Source organism: Actinosynnema sp. NPDC049800 (genome assembly GCF_040656635.1).
In the GTDB taxonomy this organism is placed as follows: domain Bacteria; phylum Actinomycetota; class Actinomycetes; order Mycobacteriales; family Pseudonocardiaceae; genus Actinosynnema.
In genome coordinates this window covers 1-13,136 of record NZ_JBFAMT010000108.1, presented here as the reverse complement: position 1 = coordinate 13,136, position 13,136 = coordinate 1, and the positions used below count along the sequence as shown (strand labels likewise).

Genomic DNA, 13,136 nt, shown 5'->3' with positions numbered 1-13,136 from the left:
GCCGCGGGGGGGCGGGCGCGCGCGCCGGCGCGCCCCCCCCCCCCCCCCGGCCCCGCCGAACCCGAGGTCCGGCTGCTGCCGCCCCGGCTAGCGGTCCGCGGCAGCACCGGTCCGGTGGTTCCCTAGGGTCACCAGGCTCACCTTCCCGGGGTCACCCTGCGCCGCCTCGGTCGCGATCACGGCGAAGGTGAGCGTGTTGTGGTCGCGCAGCACGCCGTCGGGGAGCACGAACTCCCGTTGCGGGCCGACGTCGTTGAGGTACTGGCCCATGTTCCAGCCGTTGACGAAGATCAGCACCCGGTAGCCGCGCGCGGTGGTGTCCTCGAACCGCAGGCCGAGCGAGACGTCGTGCCCGCGCGGCAGGTCCAGCTCGAAGTCGGTGCGGTACCAGGACACGCCGGGCGTCAGCTCGCCCGGTGGTCGCTGCCAGCCGCCGGAGCCGGGCAGGTGCCAGCCGGCGCGCTCGCCGTACAGGCCGCCGGTGTTCATCGGACCGCGCTCGCCGTCCACCGGGCGGGAACCCCGGATCTGCCAGGAGATCGGCGCGGTCGAGCCCTCGACCACCACCCCGAACAGGCCGCGCGGCTGCTTGTGGCGGACGTCGTCGGCGGTCCAGTCGTCGTTGTGGCCCATGTTCCCGACGAGCACGGTCAACGTCGCCTGCCGCCCGGCGGCCAGCAGCCCTTCGGGCACGGCGAACTCGCCGCGTCCGGGATCGGGGTTCACCGGTTCGGAGTCGGCCTGGACGCCGCCCGCGGCCGAGCCGAGGTAGCGCCCGTCGAGCCACACCTGGTAGCTGCCGCGCCTGCCGGTGATGGCGTTCACGGTGATGGTCTTCTCGGCGCCGGTGGCGGTGAACCGGCCGCGGTACCAGACGTGGCCGTTGTGGTGGCCGTACTCGTCGGCGTACAGCACGGGCAGCGTCTTGGGCTTGATCGGGCTCGCCGTGGTGGTCTTGTCCGCCGTCGTCCAGCCGGACTCGCCCTGGCCGGGCGCCTCCGGGCGGTAGCGCCAGTCGGTCAGCTCGGGCAGGCGCACCTGCTCCGGGCCGGGCAGCGAGCCGAGCAGGGAACCGCTCGACGTCCGGCGCACGGGCACCGGGCGTCCGCCCACGGAGAGGTGGCGGACCGGTGCGAACACCTCGACGTCGCCCGCGCGGTCGGTGTCCGCGCGCAGCGCCAGCCGGCCGCCCTGGATCTCGGCGGAGCGGACCAGCGACGTGCCGCGGACCAGCACGGGTCCGGCCGCGGTGTCCTGCCGCCAGAACCGGGCGGCGGCCTCGTCGGTGCCGAGCATCAGCAGCATCGGCTGCCGCCCGCCGCCGGTGACCAGCACGCGGGCCAGTCCGGTGTGGGTGTAGTCCAGCCGCAGGTCGCCGTCGGCGTAGGAGCTGCGGACCTGGCCGTCGAGCACCTTGACCGTGGGCGCGGACCGGTAGCGCAGGACGGTGGAGCCCTGTTCGCCGTCACGGCCGTAGAGCACCGCGACGTCGCGGCCCGAGACGTCCACGTGGGTCAGGATCTCGGAGCTCGACCACACCAGCCGCTGGCCACCGAGGTCGTACCCGGCGACGAGGATCTTGGCGTCACGGCCGTTCACCCGCACCGGCACCTGGTAGCGGCCGTCCGGGGTGGACCAGTCCAGCGTCGTGGACACGTCGGCGGCGCCGGCGAGCTCGGCCTGGCGCACCAGCACGAACTGCGTGCCGGTGTCGGGGTTGGCGCGGGCCCGGGCGAGCACGGCCGGGTCGGCGGGCGCCGGGGCGGCGGCCTCGTCGGTCTCGGTCAGCGGCGCGACGGTGGTCATGAAGTAGCCCTGCCGCTTGAACTCGTCGTACTTGGCGGTGAGCTGCCGCGACTCGGTGATCGCCGAGCCGTAGTCGTAGGAGGTGTAGACGTCGTTCGGCTGAGGCAGCCAGCCCCACGACGTGCCGCCGAACGTCATGTAGTAGCCGTACATGGTGGCGCCGCTGGAGATGGCGTTGTTCTTGTAGAACACCTTCATGTAGCTCGGGCCGGTCAGCTCGCGGCACTTGTCGTACCCGGCGTCGTTCAGGTCGATCGCGCCCGCCTGGTACTCGGCGGCGTACACCGGCGCGTCGTCGCGCAGCCTGCGCGTGACGCCGTCGCCCCACGGGCCCCAGGCGTCGGGGTTGTGGCACTCGAACGACTGCGGGTAGTCGTCGACGCCGGGGATCTGCACCGCGCCCTGGCCGGACGACCAGTTCGCCAGGTTCCCGCCGCAGCAGTTGTTGTGCACGATCGGCACGTCGATGCCGGCGGCGCGGGCCTGCCGCTGGAGGTCCTCCATGTAGGCCGGGTCGACGTTGACCGCGTACTCGTTCTCCACGTTGTAGGCGATCACCGAGCCGCCGCGCGACACCTGGTGCCGGGCGATGATCGGGTTGAGGCGGCCGAGCCACTCGGTGTACGCGGCCCGGTAGCCGGGGTCGCTCGACCGGGCCCGCCCCTCCACCGCCTTGAGCCACGCCGGGAAGCCGCCGCCGCTGGTCTCGGCGTTGATGTACGGCCCCGGCCGGGCCACCACGTACAGGCCGAGCTCGTCGGCCATCCGCAGCAACCGGTCCACGTCGCGCACGCCGGTGAAGTCGTACACGCCCGGCGAGGGCGAGTGGTAGCCCCAGTGGAAGTACAGCGACACGCCGGTGAACCCGGCCGCCCGGATCTTCTCCAGCACGTCGCGCCACAACTCGGGGCTGGGCAGCCGGAAGTAGTGGAACTCGCCCGACCACAGCATGACCCGCTCGCCGTCCACGGTGAGCGAGTACCGGTCGTAGGAGACCACGTGCCGCTCCTCGGCGGAGGCCGGGGCCGCGACCACCGGGGTGGTCGCGGCCAGCGAGCCCAATAACACCAGCGCCACGGCTAACAGCCTCATCGGATACCCCGCAGGGTCAGGACGGCGCCCTCGGCGCCGACGAGCACCCCGTCCGGGTGCGAGCCGACCGCACCGCCGTCGACGGCGTCGACCCCGTCGGCGCCGACCAGCAGCAGCCGCCAGCTCGACGGCGCGCCCTCGGCCTCGACCCGGATCTCGTCGCCCTGGCGGCGCGTGCGGAACGTCGTGTCCCCGACCGCGGTCACGTGATCGCCGTCGGACAGCTGGTAGACCCGCAGCGTGACGCCCTCGGCGTAGTCGTAGTCCGGCCGGTCGTCGACCGCGCCGACCGGCAGGATCGTGTTCGGGCGCACGAGCACCGGCGCGGTGAGGAAGTCGCAGCGGTCGCGCACCCAGCGCGGGCCCTGCACGGTCTCACCGGTCGACAGGTGGGTCCAGGTGCCCTCGGGGACGTAGTACGACACGTCGCCCTCGTCCGAGAACACCGGCGCGACCAGCAGGTCGTCGCCGAGCATGTACTGCCGTTCGAGGTGGGTGCAGCCCGGGTCGTCCGGGAACTCCACCACCATCGCCCGCATCACCGGCACGCCTTCGGCGCTGGCCTGCCGCGCCGCGCCGTGCAGGTACGGCATCAGCCGCAGCTTCAGCTTCGTGAAGTGCCGCAGCACGTCCACGGACTCCTCGTCGAACAGCCACGGCACGCGGTAGGACGCGCTGCCGTGCAACCGGCTGTGCGAGGACAGCAGGCCGAACGCGATCCACCGCTTGAACAACGCCGCCGACGGCGTGCCCTCGAACCCGCCGATGTCGTGGCTCCAGTAGCCGAAACCGGACAGGCCGAGCGACAGCCCGCCGCGCAGGCTCTCCGCCATCGACTCGTACGTGGCCTCGCAGTCGCCGCCCCAGTGCACCGGGAACTGCTGCGAGCCGGCCGTGGCGGACCGGGCGAACACCACCGCCTCGCCCTCGCCGCGCCGCTTGCGCAGCACGTCGAACACCGTCTGGTTGTACAGGTGGGTGTAGTAGTTGTGCATCCGCTCCGGGTCGGAGCCGTCGTGGTAGACGACGTCGGTCGGCACGCGCTCGCCGAAGTCGGTCTTGAAGCAGTCGACCCCCTGGGCCAGCAGGGCGTCCAGCTTGGCCGAGTACCAGGCGCGGGCGGCCGGGTTGGTGAAGTCGACCAGCGCCATGCCTGGCTGCCACAGGTCCCATTGCCAGACGTCGCCGTTCGGCCTGCGCAGCAGGTAGCCGTTCGCCTTGCCCTCGGCGAACAGCGGCGACCGCTGCGCGATGTAGGGGTTGATCCACACCGAGATCCGCAGGCCCCTCGCGCGCAGGCGTTCGAGCATGCCGACCGGGTCGGGGAACGTGCGCGGGTCCCACTCGAAGTCGCACCAGTGGAACTCGCGCATCCAGAAGCAGTCGAAGTGGAACACGCTCATCGGCAGGTCGCGCTGCAGCATCCCGTCGATGAAGCCCGACACCGTCTCCTCGTCGTAGTCCGTGGTGAACGACGTGGACAGCCACAGGCCGAACGACCACGCGGGCGGCAGCGCGGGCCGCCCGGTGAGCGCGGTGTACTTGCGCAGGATCTCGCGCGGCGTCGGACCGTAGATCAGGAAGTACTCCAGCGACTGGCCCTCGACGCTGAACTGGACCTTCGACACCGCCTCCGAGCCGACCTCGAACGACACGTGCCCGGGGTGGTTGACGAAGATCCCGTAGCCCGCGTTCGTGAGGTAGAACGGGACGTTCTTGTACGCCTGCTCGCTGCTCGTGCCGCCGTCGGCGTTCCAGATGTCGACGGTCTGGCCGTTCTTGACCAGCGGCCCGAACCGCTCGCCCAGCCCGTAGACGGTGTCGCCGACACCCATGACCAGCTGCTCGCGGACGTGGTGCGTGCCGTCCACCGTCATGAAGCCGATGCCCTTGGCGCCGCTGCTGGTCAGCGGACGGCCTTCGGCGGTGAAGTCGACCCGCCACTCCTCGCCCCGGCGCACCCGCACCGACAGCGCGCCGGCGGTCATCACCACACCGGCGTCGTCCTCCACCACCTTGGCCTCGTGCGCGCCGTCGGACGCCGGCGAGAACGCCGGGCCCTTGGGCTCCTCACCCGAGAAGTGCGTGATCCGCACGCCGATCACGTCGGCCATCGGCGAGGTGAGCCCCAACGTGACCACGGGGCCCTTGAGCATGTCGCCGCGGTGCCGGATCGGGCGGGTCGTCGCGTGCACGACGACCTCTCCGTTCCCCGTGGCGACGTCGCGCATCTCCACCGGATGGGCGGCCTCGACCCCTGGCCGAAGCAGCCAGTACCCGTCGCTGAACTTCACCCGAACTCCAATCGGCGAAAAGCCTGGCCGTGGGCGGCCATGAACTGATGGTCGACGAGGGTGCGCCGCCGCATGATCCGGCGGGGCGCCGGTGGAACCGCGAGAACCGGCTCCACGGGTAACGGCGGGTGCGCCCGTCCCGGGGCGCGGCGGCCGTTCGACGCCGACCGCCTCACTTGACCGCTCCCGCCGTGATGCCGCGGGTCAACGCGCGTTGGAAGATCAGGAAGAAGACGATGGCCGGGATGACGCCGAGCAGCGCCGACGCGCTGGTCATGGTGGCGTCCATCATCCGCTGGCCCTGGAGCACGCCCAGCGCGACCGGCACGGTCTGGTTCTCGTTGGAGATCAGCAGCACCAGCGGGAGGAAGAACTCGTTCCAGGTCCAGATGAAGAAGAACACGAACAGCACGCCCAGCGTGGGTCGGCTGATCGGCACCACGATCCGCACCAGCGTCTGCCACTTGTTCGCGCCGTCGATGCGGGCGGCCTCCAGCAGCTCGCGCGGGAAGCCGCCGAGCGTGGAGGTGAGCAGGTAGGTGCCGAACGCGGCCTGGATCACCGTGAAGATGATGATCACGGCGAGCTTGGTGTCGTACAGGCCGGTCGCGTTGGCCAGGAAGTACAGCGGGTAGGCCAGCGCCTCCTGCGGGAGGGTGTTCGCGATGAGGAACACCACCAGGATCCACAACCGGCCCTTCACCCGGCCGATGCCCAGCGCGTAGGCGTTGAACACCGACACGACGACCGCGAGCACGGCGACCGACCCGCTGATCACCACGCTGTTGAGCAGCTTCTCGCCGAAGTCGACCCGTTCCCAGAAGGCGACGATGCCGTCCAGCGACACCCCGCTGGGCAGGTCGAGCGGACCACCGGTGGAGTACTCGGCCGGCGTCTTCACCGCGTTGAGCGCGACGAGGACGAACGGCGCCAGCATCACCGCGGCCAGCAGGACCAACGACCAGAGCACCGCGTGCCGCCTCATCGCTCACCCCGGTTCTGCACGCGCAGGAACACGGTCGTGAGGATCAGGATCAGCACGGTCAGCACCGTGGCGATGGCCGCGCCGTAGCCGACCTGGGTCTTCTCGAAGAAGTTCTGGAACGAGTAGTACGACGGCACGTTGGTCGAGCCGCCCGGCCCGCCCCTGGTCAGCACGTAGATCGGCGCGAACACCTTGAGCGCGGCGATCGTGCAGGTCAGGAGCACGACGAAGATCTCGGGGCGGATCTGCGGCACGGTGACGTGGAAGAACCGGCCCCACCACGACGCGCCGTCCAGCTCCGCGGCCTCGTGCAGCGACGGGTCGACCCGCTGCATCCCGGCCATGAAGATGACCACCGGGTAGCCGACCTGGATCCACAGCATCACGGCCATCACCGACCACAGCGCGAGATCGGGGTCGCCGAGCCAGTTCTGCGCCAGCGAGTCCAGCCCGACGGCGCGCAGCACCTCGTTCAGCGCGCCGTCCCGCGGCGCCAGGATCCAGCTCCACACGATCCCGGCCACCGCGATCGGCAGCACCTGCGGCAGGTAGACGCACGCCCGCAGGATGCTCGCGTGCTTGGACCCGAAGTGCTTGCCGATGAAGTCGAACAGGGCGGCGGCGATGACGAGTCCCGCCAGGGTCGGCAGGATCGCCATCGCCACCACCAGGCCGACGTTGTGCCGGAACGACGCCCAGAACGTGCCGTCCGACATCAGCCGGGTGTAGTTGTCCAGCCCGATCCACTCGGGCGTGCCCGCGCCGGACCACTCGGTGAAGCTGATGCCGATGTTCATCCCGAACGGCACCAGGATCACCGCGAGCAGCAGCAGGCCACCGGGGATGAGGAAGAGCAGGTACGACCCGCGGTCGCGGATCGAGGTGGGTACCAGGCTCATTTGCCGACGCTCGCCGTGTTCTCCTTGTAGTAGTCCGCCATCTCGGTCAGCACCTCGTGCGGTCCGAGGTCCCCGGTGATGAGCTTCTGCACCGACGACACCTGGGCGTCGTAGAAGCCGGGCGCGGGCCAGTCCGGGTAGAACGCGAGGCCGTCGTCCTCGGCGATCGCCTTGAAGTCCTCGTTGAGCCGCTGGGTCTTCGGGTCGGTGGCGGGGGTCCCGCTCGGCGCGACCGCGATGCCGCCCGCGTCACGCAGCTTGTCCTGGATCGCCGGCGACATGGTGATCTCGATGAAGTCGTAGGCGAGCTGCTTGTTCTTCGAGCCCTGGGGCACGACCCACAGGTTGCCGCTCGACCCGGCCGTCATGCCCGGCCACGGCACCGAGGCCCACTCGAAGTCCTTGACCTGCGCCTGCACCCGGCCGTACCACCAGCTGCCGCTGATCATGATCGGGTGCTTGCCCTGCATGAACGACAGGCCCATGTCCTCGGCCTTCACGCCGGCGGAGTCCTTGGAGATGTAACCCTCGCGCAGCCACTTGGCGAAGGTCTCCGCGCCGAACACCCACGGGTTGTCGTGGAAGTTCACGTCACCGGTGTAGCGCTGGAACCGGTCCACCCACTCGCGGTCGGCCTTGGTCAGCGCGAGCTGGTAGAGCACCTGGTGCGCAGGGTACTCCGCGCCGCCGAGCGCGAGCGGCGTGACGCCGGCGGCGGCGAACTTCGCCATCGCGGCGGTCAGCTCGTCCAGCGTCTTCGGCGCGGCCAGCCCCTGCTGGTCGAACATGGTCTTGTTGTAGTAGACCATCACGTACTCGGCGTAGTTGGGGATGCCGTACCACTTCCCGGAACCCATCACGCCGCGGTCGTCGTACTTCGCCGTGGTGTCGATGCCGGGCCCGAGCTTCTTGTCCCACCCGCGCTTGGCGACCTCTTCGCTCAGGTCGGTCAGCAGGCCCTGCTTGGACAGCAGGCCGGTGGTCGCGTTGCCCTTGTTGTACTCCAGGATGTCCGGCGCGTCCTTGGAGTTGAGCACCATCGAGGCCGTCTTCTGGATCTGCTCGAAGCCCTTCTCCTCGAACTCCACCTTCACGCCCGGGTGCGAGGCCTCGAACTGCTTGATCGCCTCCGCCCACGCCACGCCCATGGCGCTGTCCGGACCCTCGTAGTGCCACAGCTTGAGGGTGTTGGGGTCGGAGGCCCCGTCGGAACCCCCGCAGCCGGCCACGGCCAGCACGGCCGCGACCGCGGCCACCAGAAGACGCTTGGACATCAGGATGATCCCTCCACGGTGAGGTTGTCGATCCGGGCCTTCCCCGTGAAGACCAGGCACACGTCCTGCCGACCCGTCGCGCCGCGCAACGGCGACGAGACCGTGGTCCAGGAGTACTTGTCGGCCGTGGTCGGCACGGTGAGCGTGCCCACCAGCCTGCCGGTGGGACCGCCGAGGCGCACCTCGACCGTCGTCGGCGCGTCCGGGTTCGCCACCCGGGCCGTCAGCGTCCGCGACGACCGGCCGAGGTCGACGTCCTCGAACGAGATCCACTGGCCGGGCGCGGTCGAGGCGACGGCGGTACCGCGGTCCTTGGTGGTGTCCACCAGGGTCACGCCCGAGTAGTCGTCGAAGTTCTGCGCCCGCGTGGTCTTGCGCAGGTCGCGAGGCGGGATCGTCTCGCCGCGCACGCTGATCGTGCGGGTCAGCGGACCGACCGCCAGCTCGTGCGGCGCGCTCTCGACCACCGGCTTCTCCCGCGTCACGTCCCAGAACGCCAGGTCCGCCGCGCGCACGGTCAGCTCGACCGTCTTCGTCTCGCCGGGCCGCAGCTCCACCCGCTCGAACGCGCGCAACTGCTTGATCGGCTGCTGGACCCGCGACTTCTTCTGGTGGGAGTACAGCTGCACCACCTCGGCGCCGGCCCGGCGGCCCGTGTTCGTGACGTCCACGCGGACCTTCACCTCGCCCGAGGCGTCCACCACGGTCCGGTCCAGCTCGAGCCGGGAGTACCGGAACGACGTGTAGCTCAGCCCGTACCCGAAGGGGTAGAGCGGCTTGCCCTTGAAGTACTGGTAGGTGTGCCCGGACTTCGAGATGTCGTACCGGAGCTTGTCCGGCAGGTCCGCGTCCGAGCGGTACCACGTCTGGGTCAGCCTGGCGCCGGGGTTGTGGTCGCCGAACAGGACGTCGGCGATCGCGTGCCCGGTCTCCTGGCCCGCGTGCGTGGTCCACAGGACCGCGGGCAGGTCGGCGGTGTCCCAGTCGCCCGCGTACGGGTAGCTGCTCTCCAGCACGACGATCGTGCGCGGGTTCGCCCGGCGCACCGCGTCGATCACCGCGCGCTGGCCGGCCGGCAGCACGGTGGTCTGGCGGTCGTCGTCCTCGCGACCGTTGATGAACGGCATGCTCCCGACCACGACGACGGCCGCGTCGGCGCCCTTCGCCGCCGCCACCGCGCTGTCCACGCCGCTGCGCACCACCTCGCGGCCGAACTTCGTCGCCGCCTCCGGCGTCTCGGCGGCCACGGTCAGCCTGCCGTCCGCGCCGACGAGGACGTACTTGTTCCGCCCGAACCAGGACTGCGTGACGTCGTTGCCGGTGTACTCCAGCACGAAGGAACCGTCGGGCCGGGCCACGAACCGGAACTGCTGCTGGACGAACCAGCCGTGGGGCTGGGCCGCGTTGTTGACCAGGCCGCGCCCATCACCCAACGACACCGTCTTGCCGTTCGCCGCGGTCCGCAGCGTGACCGTGCCCTCGCCCCAGTCGAACACGTCGAGGCCGCTCGCGTCGGTCGGCGTCGCCTCGGTGGCGGTGAGCACGGCGCCGGAGTCCGCAGTGGACGCCGTGACGTACTTGCCGGTCGCCAGGTCCTTCAACCGGATGCGGTCGACGCCTTCGCTCGACGTGACGTCGGCCCGTTCGGAGAGGCCCTGCACCGGCGTGATCCGGTAGGGCATCGTGCCCGAGTACCAGTCCTCGTACAGCGTGTCCGCGAGCTGACCGACGACCGCGACCTTCTTCGTGTCCGCGGTGGACAGCGGCAGGGTGTTCTTGTCGTTGCGCAGCAGCACGACCTGCTCGGCGGCCACCTCGCGGGCGAGCTCGCGGTGCTCGGGCGCGTCGATGACGTCCGGCGTGATGCTCGCGTACGGGTTGCGCCCGGCCGGGTCGAACTCGCCGAGCCGGAACCGGATCGACAGCACGTGCCGGGCGGCGTCCTCGACGTCGGCCACCGTGATCAGGCCCCGGTCGATCGCGGTCTTGATCGACGTCGTGGTCGGCGCGGAGTTCTGGTTGTCCTCGGTGAAGTTGTCCAGGCCCGCCCGGATGGCCGCCGCGTTGCCCTCGACCTCGTTCGGGTAGTACCGCTGCGAGCCGGCGACGTTCGACGCGCCGCCCGCGTCGCCGACGATCATCAGGTCCTCGTCGGTCCAGGAGCGCACGGTCTCGTCCAGCTCCGGGCCGACGTGCGTCGGGCGGCCGTTGACCAGGTTGTACGACGCCATCACGCCGGTGGCGGCGTCGGCCGAGATCGCCGGCTTGAACGCGGCCTCGTCGTAGTCCTTCAGGATCCGCGGCGGGACGATCGAGTCGACGTCGATGCGGTCGTCCTCGACGTTGTAGGCGACGTAGTGCTTCAGGGTGGGCGCGGCCTGCAGGTAGTCCGGGTGGTCGCCCTGGACGCCCCGGCCGAACGCGGTGGAGATCCGGCCGGTCAGGTACGGGTCCTCCGAGTAGCCCTCCTCGTTGCGGCCCCACCTCGGGTCGCGCAACAGGTTCACCACCGGCGCCCACAGGTTGAGGCCGTTCGACGCGGGGTTCATCGCGTGGAACCCGCGCGCCTCGCGCCCGGTGACCGCGCCGACCTCCTCGACCAGCTCGGGGTTCCAGGTGTTCGCCAGGCCGAGGGCCTGCGGGAACACCGTCGACTCGCCGAGCCACGCCACGCCGTGCAGCGCTTCCGTGCCGGTCTTGAACCCGCCGATCCCGAGCCTGGGGATCGGTGGTTGGTACTGGTGCAGCAGCGAGACCTTCTCGTCGACCGTCAACCGGCCGAGCAGGTCGTCGATCCGGGCGGCGCGCGGCAGGTCGGGGTTCCGGAACGGGAGTTCCCGGGCGTGCGCCGGCAGCGGCGCCGCGAGCAGCAACGCGACCAGCGGCAACAACAGCGTGCGGCGGACCCTCGACACCGGTCGTCCCCCTTCGTCTTCGGGGAGCGCGGAGCTCCCCGCCATCGAAGCGCTTCGACAGGGACCCTAGAGGGCCGGCCGTGACGGACGCAACAGACTGCGCGAGTGAACGTTGTTAACGCTAATTCACTTGACAAGGGCACCTTGACACGCGCACGTCATCCGGGTTAGGACTGTGACGCCGCCGCGTTCCCAAGGTATTTCGCGGGTCTACGAATGTTAGCGTTAACAAGACTGGGCAGGCCTGAAGTCGCGCGCACCGGAACCCTTCTCGCCGGCGTGACCGCGCCGTTCGGGGTTGAACGGCAGCGGACCCGCCCCCGGAGGGACGGGTCCGCGGTCGGTCAGCGAATCACGCGGTGAGCAACCGCAAGCCGTAGACGGACAGGATCTCGTTGATCGGCTGGAACCAGGTACGGCCACCGGACGAGCAGTTGCCGTAGCCGCCGGACGTGACGCCCTGCGCCTGGTCACCGGTGATGAACGAGCCGCCGGAGTCGCCGCCCTCGGCGCACACGCTGGTGCCCGCCATCTGGTGCACGTCGCCCTGCGCGTAGTGGATGGTCTCGTTGCGGGACTGGATCACGCCGCAGTGCCAGCGGGTCGTGGAGCCCGAACGGCAGACCGACGTGCCGACCGGCGCCTCCCACGAGCCGCGCACCAAGGCGTCGGGCACCGTGCCCCAGCCGAGCACGACGGGCACGTTCCACCAGCCGCCGCCGGTGCGGACCCACGCGTAGTCGTTGCCGGGGAACGAGGAGCCGGCGAACTGGCCCTGCCAGGACCGGTCCCAGCCGTACACCTGCGCGCCCGTGCCGCCGCAGTGGCCGGCCGTGACGTAGCCGCCGTGCACCGAGAAGCCGATGGAGCAGCGGACGTTGCCGGTGTAGTACGGGTCGCCGCCGACGGTCCCGGCCGCGAACGGCACGGGCGCGGTGACGCCCTCGGTGTTCACCTGGACGGGGCCGAGCTCGCGCGCCTCGGCCAGGAACCGCTCGACCTCCGCGGTCTGCACGCCGGGCTGGACGTCGACCACCACCGCGCCGCTGCGCGGGTCCGGGTGCCAGCTGGTCACGGCCGCCGGCACCGCGCCGGACGCCGACAGCGCGTCCACGCCGTCCTTGACCCGGTCCAGCTCGGCCGCGGTCCGGCCGACCAGCCGCGCCTCGGCGCCGGTCGCCCGGACCCGGTCGGCCGCCGCCGGGTCGGTCACGCCGACCACGAGCACGCCCTTGTCCTGGTCGAACCAGCTGCCGCCGAAGGACGACCCGGCCGCGGTGCGCGCCGAGGGCGCCCGCCGGGTGGCCTTCGCCTCCAGGTCGAGCCTGGTCCGGGCCTGCTGCTCGGTCAGCCCGAACGCGGTCCGCATCGCGGACACCAGTCCCGGCGACAGCGGTTCCGGCGCGGGCGCGGCCTGGGCGGTCGGCGCGACCACCAGCCCGCTCACCACCAGCGCGGCGGCCACACCGATCTTCGTCAACGTTGTCATTCGCACGCGGTCCTCCTTGTCCGCAGGGAGGCGCACCGGCCGATGCAGGTCGGCCGAGCACCCGAGGCAAGTCGGCGAGAGAGCGCTCTCACGGCCTGCTCGTTCAGACCATGCAACACCCGCTGCCCGCCGTCAATCCCCTGCGGCGGACCGGCCTCGCACCGCGGCGGGCGCGTGGCGCGCCGGACCGCGGCGGTCAGGGACGACTCCCGAACGGCCGCGAGCCGCGTGCGATCGCGCGGCGGCACCGCCGCGGACCACGCGGTCGACGGGCGCGGTCACGTCGTCGCCGGCCGACGAGGTCGCCGAGGCATGACCCTGAACCGGCTCGTGCTGTGGCGGCACGGTGAGACCGACTACAACGCGACCGGCCGCATGCAGG

7 protein-coding genes and 1 pseudogene are annotated in these 13,136 nt (G+C 71.0%); 1 reads left to right on the top strand and 7 read right to left on the bottom strand.

The annotated features are described in order from the left end of the window. Positions 1-87 precede the first annotated feature (87 nt). From AB0I91_RS44195 to AB0I91_RS44165, 7 genes are all read right to left on the bottom strand, one after another. On the bottom strand, positions 88-2,898 hold the full coding sequence (locus AB0I91_RS44195) for a beta-galactosidase (RefSeq protein ID WP_499642234.1): 2,811 nt from the start codon (positions 2,896-2,898) through the stop codon (positions 88-90). Then, positions 2,895-5,192, bottom strand: coding sequence for an alpha-xylosidase (gene yicI, locus AB0I91_RS44190; protein WP_498784149.1), 2,298 nt, complete (start codon positions 5,190-5,192; stop codon positions 2,895-2,897). Before yicI ends, AB0I91_RS44195 begins: the two co-directional genes overlap by 4 nt. Positions 5,193-5,364: 172 nt before the next feature. Next, positions 5,365-6,177, bottom strand: coding sequence for a carbohydrate ABC transporter permease (locus AB0I91_RS44185; RefSeq protein ID WP_498784151.1), 813 nt, complete (start codon positions 6,175-6,177; stop codon positions 5,365-5,367). Beyond that, a complete protein-coding gene (locus AB0I91_RS44180; RefSeq protein ID WP_498784153.1) occupies positions 6,174-7,076 on the bottom strand; it encodes a carbohydrate ABC transporter permease in 903 nt (300 codons plus the stop codon). Before AB0I91_RS44180 ends, AB0I91_RS44185 begins: the two co-directional genes overlap by 4 nt. Beyond that, positions 7,073-8,350, bottom strand: a complete 1,278-nt coding sequence (locus AB0I91_RS44175) for an ABC transporter substrate-binding protein (protein ID WP_499618475.1) — start codon at positions 8,348-8,350, stop codon at positions 7,073-7,075. The genes AB0I91_RS44180 and AB0I91_RS44175 overlap by 4 nt, the downstream gene beginning before the upstream one ends. Next, complete coding sequence (locus AB0I91_RS44170) at positions 8,350-11,265, bottom strand: glycoside hydrolase family 3 protein (protein ID WP_499642232.1); 2,916 nt, start codon at positions 11,263-11,265, stop codon at positions 8,350-8,352. Before AB0I91_RS44170 ends, AB0I91_RS44175 begins: the two co-directional genes overlap by 1 nt. 352 nt (positions 11,266-11,617) lie before the next feature. Continuing rightward, the gene (locus tag AB0I91_RS44165) at positions 11,618-12,754 is read right to left on the bottom strand and encodes a S1 family peptidase (RefSeq protein ID WP_499642237.1); all 1,137 of its coding nucleotides are present in this window, start codon (positions 12,752-12,754) and stop codon (positions 11,618-11,620) included. Positions 12,755-13,066: 312 nt separating this feature from the next. Here AB0I91_RS44165 and AB0I91_RS44160 point away from each other — a divergent pair. After that, positions 13,067-13,136 (top strand): annotated as a pseudogene (locus AB0I91_RS44160) (histidine phosphatase family protein); the annotation flags it as partial.